The sequence below is a fragment of the Burkholderia sp. AW33-5 genome (genome assembly GCF_053427615.1).
The window spans coordinates 556,491-580,347 of sequence record NZ_JBSAXA010000001.1 but is presented as its reverse complement, the minus strand read 5'-3'; the positions used below and the strand labels follow the sequence as shown (position 1 = coordinate 580,347).

The 23,857-nt window shown below is 67.4% G+C and carries 24 protein-coding genes and 1 riboswitch; of the genes, 7 read left to right on the top strand and 17 right to left on the bottom strand.

Annotated features, from left to right (window positions below):
- Nucleotides 1-72: 72 nt before the first annotated feature.
- The 9 genes from ACV22V_RS02710 to ACV22V_RS02670 form a co-directional block, all read right to left on the bottom strand.
- Nucleotides 73-1,014, bottom strand: coding sequence for a transposase (locus tag ACV22V_RS02710; RefSeq protein ID WP_448012928.1), 942 nt, complete (start codon nt 1,012-1,014; stop codon nt 73-75).
- Between the two features lie 723 nt (nt 1,015-1,737).
- Nucleotides 1,738-2,319, bottom strand: a complete 582-nt coding sequence (locus ACV22V_RS02705; RefSeq protein ID WP_448012927.1) for a DUF3501 family protein — start codon at nt 2,317-2,319, stop codon at nt 1,738-1,740.
- A gap of 44 nt (nt 2,320-2,363) precedes the next feature.
- Nucleotides 2,364-3,701: a heterodisulfide reductase-related iron-sulfur binding cluster gene (locus ACV22V_RS02700; protein ID WP_059532391.1), complete on the bottom strand. Its 1,338-nt coding sequence runs from the start codon at nt 3,699-3,701 to the stop codon at nt 2,364-2,366.
- A 123-nt stretch (nt 3,702-3,824) separates the two neighbouring features.
- The gene (locus tag ACV22V_RS02695; protein WP_059466550.1) at nt 3,825-4,247 is read right to left on the bottom strand and encodes a rubrerythrin family protein; all 423 of its coding nucleotides are present in this window, start codon (nt 4,245-4,247) and stop codon (nt 3,825-3,827) included.
- 303 nt (nt 4,248-4,550) lie between these two features.
- The gene (locus ACV22V_RS02690) at nt 4,551-5,819 is read right to left on the bottom strand and encodes an RNA polymerase sigma factor (RefSeq protein ID WP_059531613.1); all 1,269 of its coding nucleotides are present in this window, start codon (nt 5,817-5,819) and stop codon (nt 4,551-4,553) included.
- Entirely contained in the window at nt 5,816-6,232 is a 417-nt protein-coding gene (locus ACV22V_RS02685) for a VOC family protein (protein WP_448012926.1), read from the bottom strand. Before ACV22V_RS02685 ends, ACV22V_RS02690 begins: the two co-directional genes overlap by 4 nt.
- Nucleotides 6,233-6,267: 35 nt before the next feature.
- Nucleotides 6,268-6,687: a YciI family protein gene (locus ACV22V_RS02680; RefSeq protein ID WP_448012925.1), complete on the bottom strand. Its 420-nt coding sequence runs from the start codon at nt 6,685-6,687 to the stop codon at nt 6,268-6,270.
- A 125-nt stretch (nt 6,688-6,812) separates the two neighbouring features.
- A complete protein-coding gene (locus tag ACV22V_RS02675) occupies nt 6,813-7,166 on the bottom strand; it encodes a YciI family protein (protein WP_059689518.1) in 354 nt (117 codons plus the stop codon).
- A 584-nt stretch (nt 7,167-7,750) separates the two neighbouring features.
- Nucleotides 7,751-7,960 carry a hypothetical protein gene (locus ACV22V_RS02670; RefSeq protein ID WP_448012924.1) on the bottom strand — a complete coding sequence of 70 codons (210 nt, stop codon included), beginning with the start codon at nt 7,958-7,960 and terminating at the stop codon, nt 7,751-7,753.
- Between ACV22V_RS02670 and ACV22V_RS02665 the strand changes: the two genes are divergently transcribed.
- The 3 genes from ACV22V_RS02665 (at nt 7,959) to ACV22V_RS02655 (ending at nt 10,278) form a co-directional block, all read left to right on the top strand.
- A complete protein-coding gene (locus ACV22V_RS02665) occupies nt 7,959-8,345 on the top strand; it encodes a DUF883 family protein (RefSeq protein WP_059531622.1) in 387 nt (128 codons plus the stop codon). The genes ACV22V_RS02670 and ACV22V_RS02665 overlap by 2 nt on opposite strands.
- A gap of 64 nt (nt 8,346-8,409) precedes the next feature.
- A complete protein-coding gene (locus ACV22V_RS02660) occupies nt 8,410-8,994 on the top strand; it encodes a BPSL1445 family SYLF domain-containing lipoprotein (RefSeq protein WP_448012923.1) in 585 nt (194 codons plus the stop codon).
- Between the two features lie 231 nt (nt 8,995-9,225).
- A complete protein-coding gene (locus tag ACV22V_RS02655) occupies nt 9,226-10,278 on the top strand; it encodes an AI-2E family transporter (protein WP_059531628.1) in 1,053 nt (350 codons plus the stop codon).
- A 9-nt stretch (nt 10,279-10,287) separates the two neighbouring features.
- Here the strand turns inward: ACV22V_RS02655 and ACV22V_RS02650 are convergent, their stop codons facing one another.
- The 6 genes from ACV22V_RS02650 to ACV22V_RS02625 all read right to left on the bottom strand — a co-directional run bounded on the left by ACV22V_RS02650 (nt 10,288) and on the right by ACV22V_RS02625 (nt 16,219).
- Nucleotides 10,288-10,791: a thioesterase gene (locus ACV22V_RS02650; protein WP_448012922.1), complete on the bottom strand. Its 504-nt coding sequence runs from the start codon at nt 10,789-10,791 to the stop codon at nt 10,288-10,290.
- Nucleotides 10,792-10,957: 166 nt separating this feature from the next.
- The gene (locus ACV22V_RS02645) at nt 10,958-11,974 is read right to left on the bottom strand and encodes an NADP-dependent oxidoreductase (protein ID WP_448012921.1); all 1,017 of its coding nucleotides are present in this window, start codon (nt 11,972-11,974) and stop codon (nt 10,958-10,960) included.
- Between the two features lie 34 nt (nt 11,975-12,008).
- A complete protein-coding gene (locus ACV22V_RS02640) occupies nt 12,009-12,797 on the bottom strand; it encodes an SDR family oxidoreductase (RefSeq protein ID WP_448012920.1) in 789 nt (262 codons plus the stop codon).
- Between the two features lie 425 nt (nt 12,798-13,222).
- Nucleotides 13,223-13,813, bottom strand: coding sequence for a phosphatase PAP2 family protein (locus ACV22V_RS02635; RefSeq protein WP_448012919.1), 591 nt, complete (start codon nt 13,811-13,813; stop codon nt 13,223-13,225).
- 79 nt (nt 13,814-13,892) lie between these two features.
- Nucleotides 13,893-15,209, bottom strand: coding sequence for an Nramp family divalent metal transporter (locus ACV22V_RS02630; protein ID WP_448012918.1), 1,317 nt, complete (start codon nt 15,207-15,209; stop codon nt 13,893-13,895).
- Nucleotides 15,158-16,219 (bottom strand): helix-turn-helix domain-containing protein, encoded by a 1,062-nt coding sequence (locus tag ACV22V_RS02625; protein WP_175906582.1) that lies wholly within the window; start codon nt 16,217-16,219, stop codon nt 15,158-15,160. The genes ACV22V_RS02630 and ACV22V_RS02625 overlap by 52 nt, the downstream gene beginning before the upstream one ends.
- A 467-nt stretch (nt 16,220-16,686) precedes the next feature.
- Here ACV22V_RS02625 and ACV22V_RS02620 point away from each other — a divergent pair, with 467 nt between their 5' ends.
- Nucleotides 16,687-17,607, top strand: coding sequence for a LysR family transcriptional regulator (locus ACV22V_RS02620; RefSeq protein ID WP_448012917.1), 921 nt, complete (start codon nt 16,687-16,689; stop codon nt 17,605-17,607).
- Between the two features lie 119 nt (nt 17,608-17,726).
- On the top strand, nt 17,727-18,128 hold the full coding sequence (locus ACV22V_RS02615; protein ID WP_448012916.1) for an OsmC family protein: 402 nt from the start codon (nt 17,727-17,729) through the stop codon (nt 18,126-18,128).
- A gap of 100 nt (nt 18,129-18,228) precedes the next feature.
- Here ACV22V_RS02615 and ACV22V_RS02610 read toward each other — a convergent pair whose 3' ends face one another.
- A complete protein-coding gene (locus tag ACV22V_RS02610) occupies nt 18,229-19,110 on the bottom strand; it encodes a Dyp-type peroxidase (protein WP_059531647.1) in 882 nt (293 codons plus the stop codon).
- 487 nt (nt 19,111-19,597) lie between these two features.
- On the opposite strand from ACV22V_RS02610, the gene ACV22V_RS02605 reads away from it, so the two are divergent.
- Complete coding sequence (locus tag ACV22V_RS02605) at nt 19,598-21,460, top strand: ABC transporter ATP-binding protein (RefSeq protein WP_448012915.1); 1,863 nt, start codon at nt 19,598-19,600, stop codon at nt 21,458-21,460.
- 115 nt (nt 21,461-21,575) lie between these two features.
- On the top strand, nt 21,576-22,289 hold the full coding sequence (locus ACV22V_RS02600) for a riboflavin synthase subunit alpha (RefSeq protein WP_448012914.1): 714 nt from the start codon (nt 21,576-21,578) through the stop codon (nt 22,287-22,289).
- 88 nt (nt 22,290-22,377) lie between these two features.
- Here the strand turns inward: ACV22V_RS02600 and ACV22V_RS02595 are convergent, their stop codons facing one another.
- Nucleotides 22,378-23,619 carry a voltage-gated chloride channel family protein gene (locus tag ACV22V_RS02595; RefSeq protein ID WP_448012913.1) on the bottom strand — a complete coding sequence of 414 codons (1,242 nt, stop codon included), beginning with the start codon at nt 23,617-23,619 and terminating at the stop codon, nt 22,378-22,380.
- A 79-nt stretch (nt 23,620-23,698) separates the two neighbouring features.
- Nucleotides 23,699-23,801: riboswitch (Fluoride riboswitch) on the bottom strand.
- Between the last annotated feature and the right edge of the window lie 56 nt (nt 23,802-23,857).

Below are 23,857 nucleotides of genomic sequence, written 5' to 3'. Positions count from 1 at the left end.
GAAATGACGAACAAAAAAAACGCGCGGGCGTCGTGACGGACGACGACCCGCGCGTTTTCGTTCGGACGACGATCAACCTACGCGATACGCGTATTCGCGGCGGTCCGCTTGCACCGGGTCGTTGCGGCCCTCGGACAACGCGCCCGCACGACGCTCGGCGATGAAGCGCTTGATGTCCGACTCGGCACGCGCCAGCGCGGACAGGCCGGCCAGCACCTCGCTTTGCGGCGCACGCACCGGTTCGTCGCTCGCTCCATGGCGATCGATCCACTGGCGCGCCCAGTCGAGCGCGTACTGCTCCGCTTCCTCCGCATCGGTGAAGCGCGGGCCGATCAGGCCCGAGCGCTCGACGCGCCGGTCGTCCTGCATGATCTCGGCCCACGCGCGGTACATCAGGTTCTGCACCGGCTGCGCGCTGCCGCTGATCGTATAGCCGCGGTATTCGTCGACTTGCGGCTCGGCCGCGGCGAAGCTCGCGGCGGACTGACGCCCGTGACGCAGCCCCGCGGGCTGCGCGCCCGGCACCGCGAACGACGCACCGGACGATGCTTCGGCGGCGCCGTTCGGCATCGCGGTCAGCGAAGCGCCCTCGCCATCCCAAACGTTTGCCTGCGCGACCGGCAGTTGCCACGACTCGGGGTTCTGCCAGAACACGCCGCGCAGACGGTCGTTGTCGGGCACGGGCTCCGCACGGCATGCCGGCGCGACCGGCGCCGGCGGCGGCGGCACGTACGCGAACGTGCGCCCGCTGAACTGGGTCAGCACGTCGATCATCTGCAGCAGCGTGCCGTTCGCGAGCCACTCCTCGTAGCGGCGGCGGCACGTCGGCCCGGACGGATAGCGCCCGGGTAGTTTCGACCACGCTTCACCGGTCGTCAGGATCCAGAGAACCGCGTTGGCGACGACGCGCGGTTCGGCTCGCGGACGGCCTCGACGGTTCAGCCGAATGGGTTCATCGGCGATCAGCGCTGAAAGTCGAAACCACTCTTCATCGTTAAGCTCATCGAAGAACATAGTCGATTTCTCCACGCAGCCAGGCCGGGGCTGCGATTGTCGGCGCCGTCGTCACGCATCGCGTCACGGGGCGGCCCGGTTGCACATTATGGTTATCCGATCGTTGTGCATGCCGGTGCGACACCGCACTTTCACGGTGCCGCCATTCACGGCTATGGCGCACAAACTACGGTCTCACTCCAATGTGGGAATTTTTGTGCACGAAGCATACCATCCTCAGGGTTTATCTCAATATGACAATGACTTAATGTTACGCACTGAAACAACCTGCCATGGATGCGCAATCAATTTACGCTTGAATTTTTTTACGCGATCCTTATGCGAGATGCTGGGAAGCCCCGTCTGGCGGGGCTCTGCGAGGGCCACCAGGCAGCCCTCCGGCGTTGTTCCGACCCTTACCCGCAACCATCCCGGGAATCGCCTCCGAAAATCGGTAAATCAGGGAAAAATTCGTAACAAGATATTCACGGATCGGTAATTCGTTCAAATTGCATTCGACTGAATTTTCCCCTCGCACAATCTTGTTATTGTTTCTCCGCGAGTAATGAAAGCGCTCTGAGGCCGATGCACATCGTTTCCCGGCATGCAAGCGTCGACGGGCCTGTTACATCTCGCCGTAGCGGACAGCCAACGGCGGCGGGCGCGACGATCGGGCGCTGCGTTTCGGGTCGGAACGATGTGGGGAATCCGCGCGATACGGGAAGCGGCGCCGGGCCGCGCGCGTCAGCGCAAGTCGCCGGCCAGCGACGCGGCGACGTCCGCGTCCACGCGTTGCGGCGGCATCGTATAGGCCGGGTGATCGCAGCCGATCGACAGCGTCGCGCCGCCCTTGAGCGCCGCGCGCATCGGCCCGTCCAGTTCGAAGCGCACGAAATGCACGGCCGAGGTCTTCTCCGCGTTGTCGCGATCGAGATCCTCGTCGGCGATCGCATAGACCTCGGGGTGCCCGTCGACGCGCAGGTACACGCGATCCTCGACGCCGATCAGCCGCGCGAGCGCCGCCCGCCGTTCGGCCTCGTGCTCGTATTCGATCTGCAACGTCGCCTTCAGGTTGGTGCCGTCGGGCACGAGCGGCAGATAGGCTTCCAGTTCGCCTTCGATGCCGGCCTCGTCGAAGATCTTCTCGATGTGCAGCATTTCCTGGATCTGGTAGCGGATCGTGGTCTCGTCCTCGAACAGGAGGCGCAGATGGTTGCCGAGCGCCACGGCGCGGCGGCGCTTGTACGCGACGAGCCGCGCGTGTTCGGCCTTGCGGATCTTCGCGTACGCTTCGAGCGTCAGCAGCGAGTCGCGGGTCAGCGTCATGGCGTGTCCTTGGATAGCGTCGATGTCTTCGTGGAGCGGCCGGTTCAGATGCCGTACGCGCGGCGCAGCAGCGTCAGCGGATGCGCGAGCGGCGCGGCGGGCAGCCCTTTCTCGTCGATGCCCTGCACGATGTGATGGCCGGCGAGCGCGCAGTCCGACGACACGACGTCCGGCTTCGGCTCGGCCATCGCCTTGAACACCGGCGCACCGATCCGCATCGCGTCCGCATGAAAGGCCTTCTTCACGCCGAACGTGCCCGCATGCCCCGAGCAGCGCTCGACGACGTTCACGCGCGTATCGGGTACGAGCGACAGCGTATCGGCCGTCTTGCGGCCGATGTTCTGCACGCGCGCGTGGCACGGCACGTGATACGACACGGTGCCGAGGCCCTGCTTGAAATCGGTCTTCAGCAAACCGTCGCGATGCCGCGCGATCACGTATTCGAACGGATCCCAGAATGCGTCGGCCACCGCGCGCACGGCGTCGTCGCCGGGAAACATCAGCGGCAGTTCGCTCTTGTACATCAGCACGCAGCTCGGGATCGCGCCGATCAGCGCGTAACCTTCGCGCGCATAACGCTCGAGCACCGGAATGTTGACGGCCTTCTTCGCGGCGACACCCGCGAGGTTGCCCTGCTCGAGGAGCGGCATCCCGCAGCACGCTTCGCGCGTGACCAGCTCGTACGGGATCTCGTTGTGCGCGAGGATCGCGAGCAGGTCGTGGCCGATGCCCGGCTCATTGAAGTTCACGTAGCACGTCGCGTAGATCGCGACCTTGCCGGGCGTGCGTTCGCCGTCACGTACCGGCGGGCCGTCCGAGCGTTTCGCGGCACGCCGAAACTTGCGCGGCGCGAACTCCGGCAGCCATGCGTTGCGATCGACGCCGAGCGCCGCTTCGAGCGCGTGGCGCGCGGGCGGCGTGCGATTCACCGCGTTCACCGCCTGCGTGACGATCGGAATGCCCGCGAAATGGCCGAGCGCGTCGGTGTTCGACAGCACCTTGTCGCGCAGCGGCGCCTCCCCGCGCTTGTAGCGCGCCGCCTTGCCGCGCAGCATCAGGTGCGGGAAGTCGACGTTCCATGCGTGCGGCGGCACGTACGGGCATTTCGTCATGTAGCAGAGGTCGCACAGGTAGCACTGGTCGACGACCTTGCCGAACGCGTCCTTCGGCACTTCCTCGATGTCGCCCATCGGCGTGTCGTCGACGAGATCGAACAGCGCGGGAAACGCGCCGCACAACGACACGCAGCGCCGGCACCCGGCACAGATGTCGAACACGCGCGTCATTTCCGCATCGATCGCGGCCTGGTCGTAGAACGCTTCGGACTGCCAGTCGAGCGGATGCCGCGTCGGGGCTTCGAGACTGCCTTCCTTGTGTGGCATGGGGCGCTCCAGCGTGGCGCGCATGCGCGCGGACGCGCCACCCGCGTGACGCGGGCAGCGATCAACGCACGGCCGGCCGCAGGATGTCGGGCCGGGCCGTGCTGCCTTGCTGCCGGACTCGCGTCAGTCGACGAGTGCGTCGAGCGCCTTCGTATAGCGGTTGGCGTGGCTGCGCTCGGCCTTCGCGAGCGTCTCGAACCAGTTCGCGATTTCGTCGAAGCCTTCGTCGCGCGCCGTCTTCGCCATGCCCGGATACATGTCGGTGTATTCGTGCGTCTCGCCGGCGATCGCCGATTCGAGGTTCAGCCGCGACGAACCGAACGGCAGCCCCGTCGCCGGATCGCCGACTGCTTCGAGGTATTCGAGGTGGCCGTGCGCGTGGCCCGTTTCGCCTTCGGCAGTCGAGCGGAACAGCGCGGCGACGTCGTTCTGGCCTTCGACGTCGGCCTTCGAAGCGAAATACAGATAGCGCCGGTTCGCTTGCGATTCGCCCGCGAATGCGGCCTTCAGATTCTCTTCGGTCTTGCTGCCCTTGAGTTGAGCCATTTGCGCCTCCGTTCGAGTCGGCGCGGCCGCGTGCGAAGCCGGGCCGATGATGTATGTGGGGAACGAAGCGCAGGCCGGACGCGCACGCTTCGTGCCTTTTAATCTAGGCGCTGGCGTTCGCATCCCCCAATAGGCTTTTTCAATCCGCGCGATAGCGGAGGGCGGGAATGAGGGACAGTTGACGGGCGGGAGCGGGATGGGTCGCGTCGCCGGTGGGTCGGCGTTACGCTCGGGATTCGGCTTCGGGCTTCGGGCTTCGGGCTTCTGGCTTCTGGCGCGACGCCCGGTGCGCTTGCACCGGCGTCACGCATCCGTCGCGCGCTTCAACAACAATTCCCTTTCACGTTCGTTGCGGGTCAACTCCGCCGCACGACGGAACTCGACCTTCGCTTCGTCGGCGCGGCCAAGCTTCGCGAGCAGATCGCCGCGCACGCTCGGCAACCAGTGATAGCGGGCGAGCGCCGGATCGTCGCGCAGCACGTCGACGATTTCCAGTGCCGCGGCGGGCCCGAACGCCATCCCCACCGCCACCGCGCGATTCAGCTCGACGACCGGCGACGGCGCGACTTCGGCCAGCGCGTCGTAAAGCGCGACGATCTGCGCCCAGTCCGTTTCCGACGCATGCCGCGCGCGCGCATGGCACGCCGCCAGCGCGGCCTGCAGCGCATACGGGCCGCGCACGCCGCCGAGCTTCGTCGCCCGCTCGAGCGCGGCGAGGCCGCGCCGGATCAGCAGCGGATCCCAGCGGCTGCGGTCCTGGTCGAGCAGCAGCACGGGCCGCCCCTGCGCATCGGTCCGCGCGTGCATGCGCGACGCCTGCAGCTCCATCAGCGCGACCAGCCCGAGCACCTCGCTTTCGTCCGGCATGAGTCCGGCGAGCACGCGGCCGAGTCGCAGCGCCTCGTCGCACAACGCCGGGCGCGTCCAGTCGTCGCCCGCGGTCGCCGCATGGCCTTCGTTGAACACCAGGTAGATCACTTCGAGCACCGACGCGAGCCGCGCGGGCCGCGCATCGGCGGCTGGCACCTCGAACGGCACGCGCGCCGCCGCGAGCGTGCGCTTCGCGCGCACGATGCGCTGCGCGATCGTCGGCTCGGGCGACAGGAACGCGCGCGCGATCTCGCTCGTGGTCAACCCGCCGAGCAGCCGCAACGTCAGCGCGACGCGCGCATCGGTCGACAGCACCGGATGGCACGACGTGAAGATCAGCCGCAGCAGGTCGTCGCCGATATCGTCGTCGCTCGCATCGGCGAGCGCATCCGCGATGTCGGGGACGACGTGCGCTTCGAGCGCGTCCATTTCATGTCCGAGCTGGTCGCGCTTCGCCGCATGCAGCGACTCCTGCCGGACCCGGTCGAGCGCGCGCCGCTTCACGGCCGTCATCAACCATGCGGCCGGATTGTCGGGCACGCCGTCGACGGGCCAGTGCTCAAGCGCCGCGACGAGCGTGTCCTGCGCGAGTTCCTCGGCCACGCCGACGTCGCGCACCACGCGCGCGGCGCGGGCAATGATCTTCGGCGCCTCGATCCGCCAGACCGCTTCGATCGCACGGTGAGTCGCCTCACGCGTCACGACGCCTGCCCCTGGGTGGCAGCATCCAGCGGCATGGCCATCAGCTCCCATGCGTGGCCGTCCGGATCGTCGAAACCGTGGCCGTACATGTTCGGATACTCGCGCGGCGCTTGCGGCGCGGACCCGCCGGCCGCGAGCGCCTTCGCGACGATCTCGTCGACCTCGGCGCGGCTGTCGCACGACAGGCACGACAGCGCCTGCACCTGCGTCGCCGGATCGACGATGGTCTTGCCGGTGAAGGTCTGGAAAAACGGCCGCACGAGCAGCATCGCGAAAATCGTGTCGCTGATCTTGATGCAGGCGGCCTGATCGTTGGTATAGGCCGGTACGACTTCGAAGCCGAGTGCCTGGTAGAACGTCTTCGAGCGCGGCAGGTCGACCACGGGCAGGTTGATGAAAACCATCTTGTGCATGACGGATGCTCCGGTGAGATTGGATTCAGGCAGATTCAGGCGTGGGTGCGGCCGACGTGGAGATCGCGGAACCGCTCGACCGCTTCGCTCGGTGTGAGGTCGTCGAGCTCGAACAGCGGCCGCACCTCGATCTCGCAGTCCATTTCGGCGCCGAACGGTGCGGGAAACCGGCGCGTCCATTCGAGCGCCTCGTCGCGCGAGCGCACCTGGATCAGCGTGTAGCCGGCAATCAGCTCCTTCGTCTCCGCGAACGGGCCGTCGACCACCGTGCCCTTGCCGCCGGTGTACCGCACGCGCCAGCCGCGCGCGCTCGGCCGCAAGCCGTTCGCGTCGAGCAGCACGCCGGCCCTGGCCAGTTCCTCGTGGTAGACCGTCATCGCCTCGACCAGCCGGTTGTCCGGCAACGCATCGGATTCGCTGACGGCGTTCGCCCGGATCATGATCATGAATCGCATCGCTCACTCCTTGTCATCGGTGAAAAGGGGCGTCCGCTCATCGGCGCCTTATCCGGACGACGGGCGGCAGACCGCCGGATCGACGTGCCGCGCGACGAATCAGGGTAAATACCGAGGCGCAGCCGTCACAGAAAGCACGGGCCGACCGCGCGCACTTCGACCGTGCACCATTGCGCGGCCGGGCACTGGCGCGCGATCTCGATCGCTTCCTCGCGCGTGTCGACGTCGACGATGAAGAAGCCGCCGACCATTTCCTTCGCCTCGGCGAACGGGCCGTCGACGAGGCGCGTCTCGCCTTCGCGCACCTGCACGCGCGTCGCGCGCTCGGAGCGCTCCAGCGACTCGACGCCGCGCAGCACGCCGCGCGCTTTCAGCGTCTCCGCGAAATCCACCATTCGCGCGTACAACGCCTGCCCGTCTTCGAGCGTACGTTCGGCGCGCTGGCCGGTCGGTTCGACGATCAACAGCATGTAGGACATGGAAATCTCCTGTGGGGGCCGTGCGCGGACGCGTTCGGATCGCAGGCCGGAACGATGTGTCAGATGCGAAGCGTAGCAGCCCTGGCCGGCCCTGCCGTCATCGTTGGCCGTTCGGCACTGGCCTGATGGCCAATTCGATCACAACACGCGATTTTGCCGTCAGGATGCTTGCCCGACCCTTCGAATTTTCTTCCCGTGGAACGTTCCATGTCACGCCTGCCGCCGTTCATGCCCGCCGCGTCGCTTCGCCATTTTCGCCGCGCGCGCGTAAAGGCCGTGCATGCCTGACACACCAACGCCGCCGAGCCGATCGCGCTGCAATCCATGCCCGATTACAAAACCCCGGCGCAACGGGCCGCCTGTTACGCATCCGATGCATATCGCTCGTCGGGCCACGGTCCCGCCGTCATCGGCCTCGGGCTGGACGACGGCACCGCCTGAGGCCATCGCGGGCACAAACCCTGCTCCACGAAGAAATGGACGATTAGTGCAATTGCATCGGCACGGCACGTGCAATGGCACTATTTACCTGACGCATCGGGCGACGCCATATTTACCGGACTTTCACGTCGCGCAACGGCTCGCTACGTCGTTTCGCCCGAAGCGCGAAATTTTTTCAACCGCTGCCGCGCCCCGTCGCGCGGGGCTTCCCGGGAAACTTGCCGACGAATTGAAAATTTGTCTCGAAACTCAATTGGCTGATGTGAATCACATTGGTTGCTGGGATTCGTCTTATCTTCAAATGGGCCTGCAAATCCGGGCTGCAAATCAAATCCAAGGAGGATAAACATCATGGCGCTCACCGACTCGATCGAACACAAGCTGGACCGCGGCCTGTCCGATATCCGTCGCACCGGCCGGCGCGTGGGACGCTCGGCACGCTCGGCCGCCCGCGACCTGCATGCGGACGTGTCCGACGATCTGCGCGGGCTGGTCGATGAACTGGAAGACCTGCTGAAGAACGACGGCGACGGCGATATCGCCGCGCTGCGCAAGCGCGTGCAGTCGCGGCTCGACGAAGCGCGCAGCACGCTCGACTACGCGTCGGGCAGCGCGGCCGCCCGGCTGCGCGATTCGGCCGAGCGCGTGTCGCAAGCCGTGCACGACAACCCATGGCAGACCGCGGGCGTCGTCGCGGGCCTCGCGTTCGTCGCGGGCCTGCTGCTTGCCCGCCGTTGAACGGGGCTGCCCGCACCGCCGCCCGCCCCATCCGTTCTCAACCCGACAACGAAGGAGAAACGCCATGCAGAAGTCTCTCGCCCTGAAGGCCGCCGCCGCCGTCTTGCTCGGCAGTCTCGCCCTTGCCGGTTGCACCACCACGCCCGACAAACCCGACAACGCATCGGCCAGCGCGTCGAAACGCGAATCGATCGACGCGAGCGTGAATGCGACGCTATCGCGCCTCTATTCGACGGTGCCAGGCTCGCGTGAACTCGTCGCGAAATCGCGCGGCGTGCTCGTGTTCCCGAACGTGCTGCAGGCCGGCTTCATCGTCGGCGGTCAGTCCGGCAACGGCGCGCTGCGCGTCGGCGGCAGCACCGTCGGCTACTACAACACGTCGTCGCTGTCGGTCGGCCTGCAGGCCGGCGCGCAATCGAAGGCGATCGTGTTCCTGTTCATGACGCAGGACGCGCTCGACTCGTTCCGCAAGTCCGAAGGCTGGTCGGCCGGCGCCGACGCCTCCGTCGCGGTCGTGAAGGTCGGCGCGAACGGTGCGGTCGATTCCAACACGGCCACCGCTCCGGTCGAGGTGCTGGTCCTGACCAACGCGGGCCTGATGGGCGACCTGTCGGTCAACGGCACCAAGGTCACCCGCCTCCACATCTGACGAGCCGGCACGGCCCCAGGGCCGATTTGCTTCCCGGCAACGCCGCGACTCCGGTCGCGGCGTTTTCGCGTGCGCCGCGCGCAGCGGCTATGATGGCGGCACCTTTGCGGGCATACTGCCCATCGGGCCGCCCTGCGCGCGCTTCGCCGCGAACCCGTGACGTTCGCGAGCCGATCGCGCCCGAGGCAACGAAATTCAATCAAACCAGGCATCAATCTGCGCGAACCATCCATGGATAGCGGACACGATCACCAAAAATTCTTCTATTTCCTGCTGTTCGCGGTCACCGTCGGACTGTGCTGGATTCTCGCGCCGTTCTCCGGCGCCGTCTTCTGGGGCACCATTCTCGCGATCCTGTTCCAGCCGGTGCAGCGCTGGCTCGCCGCGCGCTTCGGCAAGCGGCGCAACCTGGCCGCGCTCGTGACGATGTCGCTGATCATCCTGATCGTGATCCTGCCGCTCGTGTTCGTCGCGGCGACGCTCGTGCAGGAAATCGCGTACGTGTACCAGGAACTCAAGAACGCGCAACCGAATTATTCGCAGTACTTCCATGACATCATTCACGCGCTGCCGACGTCGATCCAGAACCTGCTGCAGAAATACGGGCTGACCAACATCCCCGGCATCCAGAAGAAGCTGACCGACGGCGCCGCGCAGATCAGCCAGTTCGCGGCAACCCAGGCGCTCAGCATCGGACAGAACACGTTCCAGTTCGTCGTCAGCTTCGGCGTGATGCTGTACATGGTGTTCTTCCTGCTGCGCGACGGCGGCGAGATCGGCCGCCGCGTGCGCCGCGCGATGCCGCTCGACGAAGAGCACAAGAACCTGCTGCTCGCGAAGTTCACGACGGTGGTGCGCGCAACCGTGAAGGGCAACATCGCGGTCGCGCTCGTGCAGGGCGCGCTCGGCGGCCTGATCTTCTGGATCCTCGGGATCGAGGGCGTCGTGCTGTGGGGCGCGCTGATGGCGTTCCTGTCGCTGCTGCCGGCGATCGGCGCGAGCCTCGTGTGGGTGCCCGCCGCGCTCTACTTCCTCGCGATCGGCGCGATCTGGAAATGCGTGATCCTCGTCGCGTTCTGCGTCGGCGTGATCGGCCTCGTCGACAACCTGCTGCGACCGATCCTCGTCGGCAAGGACACGAAGATGCCCGACTGGGTCGTGCTGATCTCGACGCTCGGCGGGATGGCGCTGTTCGGCATCAACGGCTTCGTGATCGGACCGCTCGTCGCCGCGCTGTTCATGGCGAGCTGGGACATCTACGCGCGCGCCGAACAAGGGGAATGACGCAACGCGTCACGGATGTCGAATCCTGATCACGACGGGCGCCACGGCGCCCGTTTCCATGTCCGGCCCGGCGACCGTCAGCTCGCCGCCATACGGGCCGACACGATGCGCGCGCCCCGCTTCCAGCGGCACGATCCGATCGTCGCGCGCATCGCGCCATGTCGCGCGAACCTGCGCTTCCGCGGGCCGCGAAAGTGGCTGGCCGTCCAGTTCCACGAGCGCCACATGCGCGCCGGGCAGGCGCCGGCCATGCGCATCGAACCGGAGTGTCGCCGCGGTCGCGCTGCTTGACGCGCCGATCGACGGCGCGTCGAATCGCACGTCGTACAGATCGACGAGCGCGCCGGTGAATTGCACGATCCCATTCGCTTGCGCCTGCTCGGCCGCTGCCGCGCCCGACATCGCGAACGCGATGCCGAACCCGGTTGCGACGATCCGCAACCTTGTGCCGATGCACCGCTTCGTTCGATCACGCACCGCCGCCGGTGCCGCCTGCCCCGTCTTCGTTTGCATGTTTCGCCTCCCGTTTTGCCGTGCAAATGAAAAACGGCGGCGTGACGCGCATGTCACGCCGCCGTTTGCTGGCAATTACTTTAAGGAGAGCGGCCGGAACAATATATGGGACGAGTCTTAAATTGATGCCGGACGATGCAGACTCAACGCGCGCGCATGCCGCGGCTCATGCGTCCGGATCGACGCGCAGCACGAGCTTGCCGCGATGGTCGCCGTCGAACAGTCGATTCAGCACGTCGGGAGCGTTCTCGAGCCCGTCGGCGACGGTTTCCTCGGCCTTGAGCCGGCCGTCGCGCAGCCATCCGGCGAGCGTCTGCACCGCTTCGCGGCTCTTGCGGTAGTCGAGGATCAGGAAGCCGCGCATCGTGAGCCGCTTCGAGATCAGCACGCCGACGTCGTCCGCCGCGCGGCCGCTGTTGTAGTTCGAGATCACGCCGCACAGCGCGACGCGCCCGCCGATCACCATCCGCGACAGCACCGCGCGCATCACCTCGCCGCCGACGTTCTCGAAGTTCACGTGCACGCCGTCCGGTGTCGCTGCCTTCAGTTGCTCTCGGAAATCGTCGGCCTTGTAGTCGACGGCCGCGTCGAAGCCGAGCGTCTCGGTCAGGTAGCGGCACTTGTCCGCGCCGCCCGCGATCCCCACGACGCGCGCGCCGTGAATCTTGCCGATCTGGCCGGCGATCGAGCCGACCGACCCGGCCGCCGCCGACACGACGAGCGTCTCGCCGGGCTGCACCGGCGCGATGTCGGTCAGCCCGTAATACGCGGTCAGGCCGCTCATCCCGCACGCGCCGAGCAGCGTCGGCAGCGGCAGGCCCGACTGCGCGGGCAGCTTCACGAGCTGCGCGGTCTGGTCGGCCGGCACGACCGCATAGTCCTGCCAGCCGACCAGCCCCTGCACGAGATCGCCCTGCGCGAAACCCGCATGGCGCGACGCGACCACGCGCCCGATGCCGAGCGCGCGCATCACTTCGCCGATCGCGACGGGCGGCAAGTATTGCGGGACGTCGCTCATCCACACGCGGTTGGTCGGATCCATCGACAGATACAGCACGCGCACGAGTACTTCGCCGTCGGCGAGCGCCGGCACCGGCGTTTCGACGAGCGAAAAGTGTTCGCGGCCGACCCGCCCTTCCGGGCGCGTCTTCAGCAGCAGCTGGCGGTTCACGGGTGTCGACACGATGTACTCCTCCGGTTGTTGTCGTCGATGCGCGTCAGACCGCGCACATGCCGCCGTCGATCACGAGTTCGGCGGCCGTCACGAAGCGGCTTTCGTCGGATGCGAGATAGACGGCCGCATGCGCGACGTCGTCCGGATCGCCGAGCCGGCGCAGCGGAATGCCGCGTGCGAGCTTGCGCGTCGCATCGCGTTCGCCGAGCGACTGGAACAGCGGCTCGACGATCCCCGTGCGAATGAACGCCGGGTGAATCGAGTTGCAGCGCACGTCGAGCTCGCGGCGCGCGCAGTCGATCGCGACCGACTTCGTCAGCGACGCGACCGCGGCCTTCGACGCGTTGTACGCGGTGAAATCCGGTTCGACCTTGAACGCGGCCACCGACGAGATGTTGATGATCGACGCCGGATGGCTCGCGCTCAGGTAGGGCAGCGCATGCTTGCAGCCGAGCACGATGCTCTCGACGTTGATCGCCATCACGCGCCGCCATTCGTCGAGCTCGATCTGCGCGGGCGCGCCGATCGACCCGACGCCGGCATTGTTGACGAGCACCGACAACCCGCCCATCGCTTCGTTCGCCTGCGCGAGCAGCGCCTGCCAGCGCGCCTCGTCGCGCACGTCCTGCGTGGCCGCGAACGCGACCGGCGCCGCGTGTCCCGCATTGAGTTCCTGCGCGAACGCGTCGAGCACCGCCGCGTCGGCGATGTCGGTCAGGAACACGCGCGCGCCCTGCTCGACCATCCGGCGCGCGATCGCGCGGCCGAGGCCGCCGGCGGCGCCCGTGATGTACGCGCACTTGCCTGCGAGGCGCGGGGAAACGACTGTCATGGGACCTGCTCCTATCGTGAATCGTCGTGGCGGACCGGTGCCGCGACGGCGGTTGCCGTGCGCCGGCCGACGGCCGCGCGGTTTGCGCGAGTATAGCGAGCCGGCCGCACCGCGTCGGACAAATCGGGCGGGCCGCCGCTGCCGGCCACGATCGAACGAACGCCAGCGTACGCGATTGCCGCCGATCGATGAAATGAATATTCGTAATGCCCGGTCATAGACCCGGCTCATGACCTTCGCCTCTCCGGGCGACGGGACGGAGCCTGCCCAGCGCGCCGGATCACCGCGAACATCGATTCAATGAACGCGGAACGCCGGATTTTGACAATGAAGAAGAAAGAATTGGATGTGACTCGGCGGGGCCGCCGCCGCGGGCGACAACATCACCTGAGACCGGGACACCGACGCCCCGGGAAAAACGCCCTTCAGAACCCGTTGCCGGACGACGTGCGCATGAAGGCACAGAACTGCGGGGAATGCGTATCGATCATCTGCTGGAACGGTGCACGATTCCCGTACGCGATGCCGGACACGAGCAGCAGGCAGACGGCCGCGATGCGCGGCGAGAACGAGCGCTTGTGCGCCCGTTCGTAGGTCCGCAGGAACACCAGCGCGACCAGCGCGCCGAGCAGCCAGCCGACAATGACTTCGGGAATCGTGTGCGAATGGTCGAACACGCGCGCGACGGCCGTCACCGCCCCGACGGCGAGGCCCGCCGCCACGCCCGGCACCTTGCCCGCACGGAAGGCCTGCCACAGCATCGACAGCGCGACGGTCCACACGGACGTCGACAGCATCGTATGGCCGCTGATCACGCGGAAGTCGAACTGCGGGATCTCGACACCGCAGCCCGCATAGAGAATCTTGGTCGCCCCGACCAGGCTCATGCCGGCCGCGAGCAGCACGATCCAGCGCACCGCGAGCCGCCAGTCGGACAGCGCGAGCCAGACCGCGCAGGTCAGCGCGACCGGCAGGGTCAGCGCGGCGTCGCCGATGTTGCTGATTTCACTCCACATAACGGACGTCGAACAGCTGGAAAACGCGCAGTTTAACGCACGCGCGCCACGCGCCTGTTTCAGCCTGTGACAGGCTGTATCAGCCCGCGACACCCGTAATCAGCAGCAGGTTCGTGCCGGTGATGACGGCGAACAGCGTCCATGCGGCGACCTGCATCCTGCGGCCGATCGCATGCTCGCCCATCACGTCGCGATCGCTGACCGACCGGATCAGCGGCCACATCGCGAACGGCAGTTGCAGGCTCAGCAGCACCTGGCTCCAGACGAGCAGTCGCCCGACCGAGTTCTCGCCGAGCCACAGCACGCCGATCAGCGCAGGCGCCAGCGCGAGCCCGCGCGTGATCAGCCGGCGCTGGTAGCACGGAATCTTCGTGTGCAGGAAGCCGTCCATGATCACCTGGCCGGCGATCGTGCCGGTCAGCGTCGAGCTTTGCCCCGAAGCGAGCAGCGCGATGCCGAACAGCAGCGCGGCCGCGCCGCCCGCGATCGGCGTGATCAGCCGGTACGCCTGTTCGATGTCGGTCACGTCGTGCTGGCCGGTCGCATGGAACGCCGCGCCCGCGACGACCAGGATCGCCGCATTGACGAGCATCGCGACGAACAGCGACACGCAGGTGTCGATCCGCACCAGCGCGAGCGTGTCGCGGATCAGGCCGCGCGCGCCGCCGACGACATGGCGCGTCTGCACGACCGACGAATGCAGATACAGGTTGTGCGGCATGATCGTCGCGCCGACGATGCCGAGCGCGAGCACGATCGCATCCTTGCGGTCATGGCCCGGATCGCCCGGCACGAGCCCCGAAGCGACCGCATGCCAGTCGGGCGGCGTGATCGCGACCTGCGCGACGAAGCAGAACGCCATCGTCGCGATCAACCCGAGCACGATCGCCTCGATCTGCCGGACGCCCTTGCCCTGCAGCCCGAGGACGATCACGGTGTCGAGCGCGGTGAGCACGATCCCCCACGCGAGCGGCACGCCGAGCAACAGCTTGAACGCCAGCGCGCAGCCGAGCACTTCGGCGATGTCGCACGCGATGATCGACACCTCGGCGGTCACCCACTGCACGATGCGGCCGAAGCGGCCATAGCGGTCGTAGCTGGCCTGCGCGAGATCCTTGCCCGCGACGAGGCCGAGCCGCGCGGCGAGCATCTGCAGGAAGATCGCGGCGAGGCTCGAGAACGCGACGACCCACAGCAGCGAATAGCCGAACTGCGAGCCGGCCTGGATGTCGGTGGCCCAGTTGCCGGGATCCATGTAGCCGATCGCGACCAGCAGGCCCGGGCCGAAGAAGCGCTTGAGCTTCATCCAGCGCGACGCGCCGGCGTCGATCGTAATGCTGCCCTTTACTTCCGACGGGCAGAAGGGGGCTGTGGCGGTAGTGGGGAGCAAGGACATGGAAACCGGGGATCGTGATCGCGACACGGTGATTTTACGGTTATCCGGCCCGTTTTCTCCCGCGCATCGGCGCGCGCGCCCCGGCTCGCCCGCTCGCCGCCGGATTTCGCGGGCCGCGGCACGAGTTGCGGATCGGCCGCGCCGGCGCCGTTCGTCAGGATCCGCTCGCGCTCGGCGACGCGAAATTCGGTCGGCGACACCCGCAGGCGCTGGCGAAACAGCTTCGCCAGACGCTCGCCGCTGCCGAAGCCCGTGCGCCGCGCGACCTTGTCGGCCGGCAGCGTCGTGTGGATCAACATGTGGCACGCGCGCTCGAGCCGCACGTGCTGCACGAACTCGGTCGGCGTCACGCCGATTTCCTTCTTGAAGCGCCGCAGGAAATTGCGCTCGCTCATCGCGGCCGTCTGCGCGACTTCCGCGATCGAAATGCGGTTCGCGCTCTGCGCGCGCAGCCGTTGCGCCGACATCCTGATCGACGGGCTCGCGCTCAGCTCGCGAAACGCCCACATCGACTGTGCATAGCGCTGCTCGACCGGCCGCATCAGGTTGCTGGCGATCTCCTGCGCGGCGCTGTCGCCGAGATCGGCGCGGAACATGTCGAGCACGGCCGAGAACACGTCGGCCTCGCCGGCCTGCAGTTCGACCGTGGCCGCCGTCCGGCGCGCGCGATCGGTTCGCGCGTGACTTCCATCCGTCTGCCGCTGCGACGCCGCGAGCGTCGACAGGTCCATCGCGTCGACGATCCATCGCGCATGCCGGCGGATGTCGCTGAGCCGACGCCGCAATGCATCGTTCCAGTTGACCGACGCGCGGTCACCATGAAGATGAAAGAACGCGAGCGCACGATGGCCGTGCTCGTCGCCGAGCGGATCGGCGGCGATCTGCACGCCCGACGACGACTGCAGCAATCCCCCGCTTTCCGATACGTACTTCAGCTGGTAATCCGCACTGAACGCGTGCAGGCGATTCGCCAGATTGAAGGCCTCGCCAAGGCGCGCGGCCTGCGCCAAGGAAAACCCCGTACTCAAATAGATTACGACCCACCTCTGATCTGCTGCTTCCACTGCCAAGCCCCCGGACTGTTTCGACTTCTTGTAATACCGTCGAACTGTCAGGCTTATATTTGGTTTGAACGCGTGCGACAGGGACGGCTATCTCGAAATATGAAGCGACGGCATCTTAGCCGAACGGGTCGTGTCTTTGGCATGAAATGGCTGACCGGGACAGTATGATGGCGGATTTCTACAGGCTGTCACCGAACGCTGGTGCTACCGCATGGAAATGCGCCTGCCGACGGGCAGGCTCGCATCGTGCGCACGATCCGCATCGCGCGTCGGATGCGCACGCTCGCATATCGGGTCGATCGTCATCGACACGCATCGAACGGCATCGATCGTCTCTCTAACGCACGCACCCGCATGCCGTTGTTCGCGCATCCATTAGAATCGCCCCACCGTCCACCACGCCGACTTCGTCCGTGCCCGCCGATCATCGTCTCGACCTGAACCTGTTCCGCGTGCTCGACGCCGTCTACGTGCACGGCGGCATCGGCGCGGCCGCCCGTGCGCTGCACCTGACGCAGCCGGCCGTCACGCATGCGCTCAACCGGCTGCGCGCGCATTTCGACGACCCGCTGTTCGTCCGCCAGGGCAACCGCGTCGTGCCGACCGAGCGCACGCGCACGATCATCGCGGACGTGCAGCTTCACCTCGCCGGCCTGCAACGCGCCGCGCGCGACCCGTCGGCATTCGACCCGGCGACGCTCGACCTGAGCATCGCGGTCGGCATTCGCGACGTGCTCGAATCGATCGCGCTGCCGCAGATCGTCGCCGCGTTCGCCGACGAAGCGCCGGGCCTGCGATTCGTGAGCCGCCGCATCGCGGTGCACGACATCGAACGCGAACTCGCGTCGGGCAATCTCGATCTGGCCGTCGATCGACGCGTGCAGACCGGCCCGCGCATCGCGACCGAACATCTGCTCGACGATTCGCTCGTCGTCGCGATGCGGCACGATCATCCGTTGACTGACGGCCCACTGCGGCGCGGCGACTATTTCGCCGCACGGCATGTCGCGGTGTCGTCGCTCGGCGAACCGCAATCGCTCGACGTGCTGCTCGGCAACGACGGGCGCTTCCGTCACATCCAGCTCGTGTGCCAGCATTACTTCGCCGCCTGCCAGATCGCCGCGGCGGGCGACCTGCTGCTGACGCTGCCGCGCACGTATGCGCTGCGCATGGCGGCGCTGCTGCCGATCGCCGTGCAGCCGCTGCCGCTGCGGCTCAAGCCGTTTCCGCTGCTCGCGTACTGGCACGAGTCGCGCGAGACCGACCGCGCGCACCAGTGGGTGCGCGAACGCATCGCCACGCTCGTGCGCCGGAGCGCCGGCGTCGCCGGCTGATTCTGGCGAGCCACGTCGACGCACGCAGCGCCCGCGATTTTCGTCGAGACGGTATGCTGACGGCTCGCACGCCGCGCATCGTCGCGGCCGCCTCTTTCCCCGCTTACCGGAGTCTTGCCATGCCGCTCATCCATGCTGCCGCCACCCTCGCCGCCGACGCGCCCGACTATGTCGTCCAGCTGCAGGCCGGCACGCACGCGCTGACCGGCGACGAAGCGCCGCGCGAAGGTGGACAGGGCCTCGGACCGGCGCCGTTCGAGTTCGTGCTGGCCGGCCTCGCGCAATGCACGGCCGCGACGCTGCGCATGTACATGCAGCGCAAGACGTGGCCGGTCGTGCGCATCGACGTACGCACCGAACTGCACGCCGATCGCGAAGGACAGCAATACGTGCGCCGCGTCGTGATGCTCGACGGCCCGCTCGACGATGCGCAGCGCCAGCGGCTCGCGGAAATCTGCGAGAAGACGCCGGTGACGCTGTTCATCAAGCGCGGCACGCGCATCGAAACGACGCTGAACTGACGGGCGGCGCAGCGCGCCGCACACGATCGCTCCGCAACAAGCAAAACGGGCGGGCCGCGCACGATGCGCGACCCGCCCGTTTGCGGATGTCGTCCGGCGCTCAGAGTCCGAGCGCGGACAGGTCCAGCTTGCCGTCCTTCACCGGCGGGCACCAGAAATACGCGCCCGTCAGCGGTCGCGTGAAACGGAACAGGCCGTCGACGATGCCGTCGTCCGCGCCGCTCATCCGGCGCATCTGCACGTCGAACGCGCGGAACGAACAGCCGAACGCGACGAAGTAGAGGCCCGCGCGACGCGCGTCGGACCACGGCGACGACCGGCGCAGCATGAACGCCTCCGGCTCGAAGCTCTCCTGCGCTGTGCGCTTCACGTGCGCGAACTCGGGCGCGTCGTCGAGTTCCTCGTTGTCCGAGCGGCGGCGGCCGACGATGTGATCCATGTCGCCGGACGCAATGCGCTCCATCTGGTCGAAGTCGTGCAGCCATTGCTGAACCGCGACGAAGCTCGAACCGTCGAGACCCGCGCCCTGCCCCGTGACGATCGCCGCGGCCAGCGCGTCGTCGCCGGTCGGGTTCTCGGTGCCGTCCTCGTAACCCGACAGGTCGCGATCGTTCGAATAGCGGAATCCGTCGACCGCGTCCTGCAGCGCGAACGCCGGCGCAAGCGCCCGCTCGATCGCCCGCGCACGCAGCACGAGCTCGCCGCGATCGTCGCCGCGCAGCCAGACCCAGATGTCGGCCGGCGTGATCGGCAGCGTGCGGTCGTTCACCGCGAACGCCGGATATTCGGTGAGGCCCGGGACCGGACGCCCGAGGTGTGCGGCCAGCGCGTGTCCGAAGCCCGCGACCGTGTCGCGCCCGTCAACGAGCTCGCGCAACGCCGTCAGCGCCGCTGCCACGTTGCCGTTGTTCGAAATCGTGAAAGTGAGGTATCGGGCCGCCGTGTCGATCGGAGCCAGGATGCCTTGCTGAACGTCGCTCATCGTTTCCTCAGGAATGTATCGGGGGGTGAATCCGCGCGGCCTCGGCGGCCGGCGCGCAACGGCAAAGTGTAATCGATGCGGCCCGCCGACCCGTGCGGCACCGCACCGCGGCACCCGCGCGAAAAAGGGCCGAAACCCCGAATACTAACCGTATCGACGCTGCAACGCCGCATTCGTCAGACGTTGCGGCGACTCCGGCACTGCTGATAAAATCCCTTCACGTCTTTTCGGCGTCCTTTCAACCGTTCACTTCAGGGAGGTGCAGATGTTCCGAATGCCAGCAGCCTTCCCGAACGTGGTCCCACGGCGCGGCTGATCCAGCCCGTCGTCCGCGCCGGCTCCCGAGTGCTCCGCTAACTCGCCGGCCCGCGCATTTTTCCGACAGTCCGTTTCGTTTCGCCCGCGCCATCCGCGCGGCCGGGCTGTTGCGTTTTCGACGTTCTCCGAACCGGAAAGTCCCGTCGCGCGATGCGCCGGGCAACGATACATGACCAGAAAAACCACCCATCTGGGCGGCCAGGCATTCCAGGCCGTCTTCGGCTTCACGTTCCGCTACTGGCGCAAGCAGCCGGTGCGCATCGCGACGATCACGACCCTGGCGCTGCTCGGCGCGCTTGCCGACGTGCTCACGCCGCTGTTCGCCGGACGCCTCGTCGATGCGCTGTCGACCGGCCTGACCGACCGCGCCGCCGCGTGGCATTCGGCCATCGTCGCGTTCGGCACGCTGGCCGCGCTCGGCATCGGCGCGACGCTGCTGCGGCAGGGCGTCTACCTGAACATCATCACGCTCACGCTGAAGATGATGAGCGAGATCGCCGCTGCGTCGTTCCATCGCGTGCAGCGGTTCTCGACCGACTGGCACGCGAACAGCTTCGCGGGATCGACCGTGCGCAAGATCACGCGCGGAATCTGGGCGCTCGACCTGTTGAACGACACCGTGCTGATCGCACTGCTGCCGTCGGTCACGATGCTCGTCGGGGCGACGGTGCTGCTCGGCACGCACTGGCCTGTCATGGGGCTCGTCGTCGGCGTGGGTTCGCTGCTGTACATCTCGGTGACGGTCGCCGTGTCGCTCGGCATCGTCGCGCCGGCCGCGCGGCTCGGCAACATGTGGGACACGCGCATGGGCGGCGCACTCGCCGACGCGGTGAGCTGCAACGCGGTCGTCAAGGCGTTCGGCGCGGAAACGCGCGAGGAAGCGCGGCTCGCGCGCGTGATCGGCAAATGGCGCCAGCGCACGCGCCGCACGTGGGTACGCGGCACGCTCAACGGCGGGCTGCAGGGTGCGATGCTCGTCGCGATGCAGGCGGCGATGATCGGCGTCGCGCTGCGGCTGTGGGCGAACGACGAAGCGAGCGTCGGCGACATCGCGTTCTCGCTGACGATGTTCTTCATGCTGCAGGGCTACCTGCGCGACGTCGGCATGCACATCCGCAACCTGCAGCGTTCGGTCAACGACATGGAAGAGCTCGTCGCGCTCGAGCGCCAGCCGCTCGGCATCGACGATCGTCCCGGCGCGCCGGCGATCCGGATCGGGCAAGGCGAGATCCGCTTCGAGCACGTGACGTTCCGCTACGGCAACCATCCGGTGCCGCTGTACGACGACTTCTCGATGCGCATCGCGCCCGGCGAGCGTGTCGGCCTCGTCGGCCATTCCGGGTCGGGCAAGACGACGTTCATCAAGCTGATCCAGCGTTTGTACGACGTGTCGGGCGGCCGCATCACGATCGACGGCCAGGATATCGCGCAGGTGCGGCAGGATTCGCTGCGCAGCCAGATCGCGATCGTCCAGCAGGAACCCGTGCTGTTCCACCGCACGCTGGCGGAGAACATCGCGTATGCGCGTCCCGACGCGAGCCGTGCGGAGATCGAGCGCGCCGCGCGTCTCGCCAGCGCGCACGACTTCATCGCCGCGCTGCCGGACGGCTATGACACGCTCGTCGGCGAGCGCGGGATCAAGCTGTCGGGCGGCGAACGCCAGCGCGTCGCGATCGCGCGCGCGTTCCTCGCGGATGCGCCGATTCTGATCCTCGACGAAGCGACGTCGAGCCTCGACAGCGAAAGCGAGGTGCTGATCCAGCAGGCGATGGAGCGGCTGATGGTCGGCCGCACGACGCTCGTCGTCGCGCACCGGCTGTCGACGGTGCGCTCGCTCGACCGACTGCTCGTGCTCGATCGCGGCAAGGTGATCGAGGAAGGCAACCACGACGCGCTGATCCGCATCGACGGCGGGATTTATCGCCGGCTGTTCGAGCGGCAGGCGCTGGAGCTGGCGAAGGGCCTGATCGATTCGCCGCGGCGCACGGTCAGCGGCGATGCCGGCCCGCGGGGAGAGCCGGCGGAGGCTTGACGGCAACCCGGTCGGGGCCGGACGTGCGGCAACTGCCGCCGCGCGTCCGGCCCCGACGACGCCCGCCGCGATCACTTATCATACCGGCCAGGCAATTTGCGACGAAAGGCGGATCATGTTTACAGGCATTGTTCAGGGTGTTGGCGTCATCAAGGCCATCAAGGATCACGGCGAACTGAGAACGTTCAGCATCGAATTCCCCGAGCGGTTCACCACCGACATCGAGATCGGCGCGAGCGTCTCGGTCGACGGCGTCTGCCTGACGGTGACGACCATCCACTCGCCGCTGCTGATCGACTTCGACGTGATGTTGCCGAGCCTCAGGATCACCACGCTGGCCGACCTCACGACCGGCGCCCGCATCAACGTGGAACGGGCCGCGAAGGACGGCGCGGAAATCGGCGGGCATCCGCTGTCCGGTCACGTCGACTTCATGGGGACCATCCTGCAAATCGCGTCGTCCGAACACAACCGGATGATCCGCATCGGCGTGCCGGCCGATTTCAAACGTTACGTGTTCGCGAAGGGTTATATCGCGATCAACGGCTGCAGCCTCACCGTGTCGGACGTCGATCGCGACGCAGGCTGGTTCGACGTCTGGCTGATTCCCGAAACGCGACGCGCGACCACCTTCGACGCCAAAGGCGTCGACGACAAGGTCAACATCGAGATCGAGCGCAGCACCCAGGTCGTCGTGGATACGATCCGCGAGTCGGTCAAGGAAACGCTCGGGGAGCTGACCGGCGTCGTGACGGCCTTGCTCGCGGAGAAAGGCATCGACATCGAGGAACTGCTCGCGCGCAACGTCGCGAAACTGCCGAAGGCGTAACGGACGCCCCCCGGTCCCGGTGATCGGCGCGATCACCGGGTCTCGGTTTCGGTCGACACACCGCGGTCGGCCGCCCCGCGCGCCGCCGTCACTCCGCCTCCACCCGCGCCCCCTTCCCCACCGCCACCCGCTGCGATCGATAAATTCCGGCGTGCCCGGAAAACAGATAGGCGACCACGCAGGCGACGATCGCATAGACGCCGACATCCGCGCCGAACAGTTCGATCGCCATGATCGTCGACGCGATCGGCGTGTTGGCCGCGCCCGCGAACACCGCGACGAAGCCGAGTCCCGCGAGCACCGGCACCGGCAGCGCGAGCACCTGGCCGAGCGCGTTGCCGAGCGTCGCGCCGATGTAGAACAGCGGCGTCACTTCGCCGCCCTTGAATCCCGACGCGAGCGTGACGACGGTAAACGCGAACTTGCCCGCGAAATCGTAAGCCGGCAGCGGCCCGTGAAACGCAGCCTCGATCGTCGGAATCCCGAGCCCGAGATACTGCGGCACGTTCAGCGCGGTGGCGGCGACCGCCACCAGCGCGCCGCCGAGCACCGGCTGCAGCGGCGCGTAGCGCACGACGCGGCGGAACCATGCGGTCAGCGCATGCGTCGTGAACGCGAACAGCCGGCCGACGACGCCGAACGCGACACCCGCGACGACCGTCGCGGCCAGCCCCGTCGCCGACACGGCCGGCACGAACGGAATCGCATACACGGTGTGATGCACGCCCCACGCGCGGCACACGACGTCCGCGACGATCGCCGACGCGACGCAGGTCAGCAGCGCGTCGTACCGTACGCGGCCGATCGCGAGCACCTCGAGCCCGAACACGGCGCCCGCGAGCGGCGTGCCGAACACCGACGAGAAGCCGGCCGCGATGCCGCCCATCAGCAGCACGCGCCGATGCTCGCGATCGAGCCGGAACAGGTGCGTGACGCGATCGGCGAGCGCGCCGCCCATCTGCACGGCCGTGCCTTCGCGGCCGGCCGACCCGCCAAACAGGTGCGTGACGACGGTCGCGACGAGCACGAGCGGCGCCATCCGCTTCGGCACGAGCGCCTTCGGGTCGTGAATTTCGTCGATCAGCAGGTTGTTGCCGCGCGCGACCGACTGGCCGAACCGGTGGTAGACCCAGCCGGTCGCGAAACCGGCGGCCGGCAGTCCCCACAACAGCCACGGATGCGCGACGCGCGTGCCGGTCGCCCAGTCGAGCGCGATCAGGAACAACGCGGAAGCCGTTCCGGCCAGCGCGCCGAGCAAGGCAGAAAGCGCGAGCCAGCGGCACACGTAGCGCACGGTCGCGAAAAAATCGGCAGAAGTCGAGAAAAACATGATTTCCAGATTCGACGGAACATCAAAACCTGGGCGGCAGAATACCGCATGGACGGCCTGCGACCTCCTGACGACCCAGGAACACGCAGGCATCATCAGCCGGGCAACCGGCGGTTGAGGGCCGAACCGCGTGCGACGCACCGGGATCGACCGCAGGGAGGCATGCCATCTCCGCAGGCGGCAATTGTACGCGACGCCGCGCGGCGCCTGCAACGCGGCCCCGCCGGGGCCGCGCGCC

Coding starts and splice junctions, on each gene's coding strand:
- ACV22V_RS02595 (WP_448012913.1), bottom strand. CDS start 23,619: ATGTTTTTCTCGACTTCTGCCGATTTTTTCGCGACCGTGCGCTACGTG.
- ACV22V_RS02670 (WP_448012924.1), bottom strand. CDS start 7,960: ATGATGTTTATCCTCCTTGGATTTGATTTGCAGCCCGGATTTGCAGGC.
- ACV22V_RS02675 (WP_059689518.1), bottom strand. CDS start 7,166: ATGTCCTACATGCTGTTGATCGTCGAACCGACCGGCCAGCGCGCCGAA.
- ACV22V_RS02630 (WP_448012918.1), bottom strand. CDS start 15,209: ATGTCCTTGCTCCCCACTACCGCCACAGCCCCCTTCTGCCCGTCGGAA.
- ACV22V_RS02615 (WP_448012916.1), top strand. CDS start 17,727: ATGCCGCTCATCCATGCTGCCGCCACCCTCGCCGCCGACGCGCCCGAC.
- ACV22V_RS02700 (WP_059532391.1), bottom strand. CDS start 3,701: ATGCCACACAAGGAAGGCAGTCTCGAAGCCCCGACGCGGCATCCGCTC.
- ACV22V_RS02695 (WP_059466550.1), bottom strand. CDS start 4,247: ATGGCTCAACTCAAGGGCAGCAAGACCGAAGAGAATCTGAAGGCCGCA.
- ACV22V_RS02705 (WP_448012927.1), bottom strand. CDS start 2,319: ATGACGCTGACCCGCGACTCGCTGCTGACGCTCGAAGCGTACGCGAAG.
- ACV22V_RS02600 (WP_448012914.1), top strand. CDS start 21,576: ATGTTTACAGGCATTGTTCAGGGTGTTGGCGTCATCAAGGCCATCAAG.
- ACV22V_RS02680 (WP_448012925.1), bottom strand. CDS start 6,687: ATGCGATTCATGATCATGATCCGGGCGAACGCCGTCAGCGAATCCGAT.
- ACV22V_RS02610 (WP_059531647.1), bottom strand. CDS start 19,110: ATGAGCGACGTTCAGCAAGGCATCCTGGCTCCGATCGACACGGCGGCC.
- ACV22V_RS02685 (WP_448012926.1), bottom strand. CDS start 6,232: ATGCACAAGATGGTTTTCATCAACCTGCCCGTGGTCGACCTGCCGCGC.
- ACV22V_RS02655 (WP_059531628.1), top strand. CDS start 9,226: ATGGATAGCGGACACGATCACCAAAAATTCTTCTATTTCCTGCTGTTC.
- ACV22V_RS02665 (WP_059531622.1), top strand. CDS start 7,959: ATGGCGCTCACCGACTCGATCGAACACAAGCTGGACCGCGGCCTGTCC.
- ACV22V_RS02710 (WP_448012928.1), bottom strand. CDS start 1,014: ATGTTCTTCGATGAGCTTAACGATGAAGAGTGGTTTCGACTTTCAGCG.
- ACV22V_RS02605 (WP_448012915.1), top strand. CDS start 19,598: ATGACCAGAAAAACCACCCATCTGGGCGGCCAGGCATTCCAGGCCGTC.
- ACV22V_RS02650 (WP_448012922.1), bottom strand. CDS start 10,791: ATGCAAACGAAGACGGGGCAGGCGGCACCGGCGGCGGTGCGTGATCGA.
- ACV22V_RS02640 (WP_448012920.1), bottom strand. CDS start 12,797: ATGACAGTCGTTTCCCCGCGCCTCGCAGGCAAGTGCGCGTACATCACG.
- ACV22V_RS02635 (WP_448012919.1), bottom strand. CDS start 13,813: ATGTGGAGTGAAATCAGCAACATCGGCGACGCCGCGCTGACCCTGCCG.
- ACV22V_RS02660 (WP_448012923.1), top strand. CDS start 8,410: ATGCAGAAGTCTCTCGCCCTGAAGGCCGCCGCCGCCGTCTTGCTCGGC.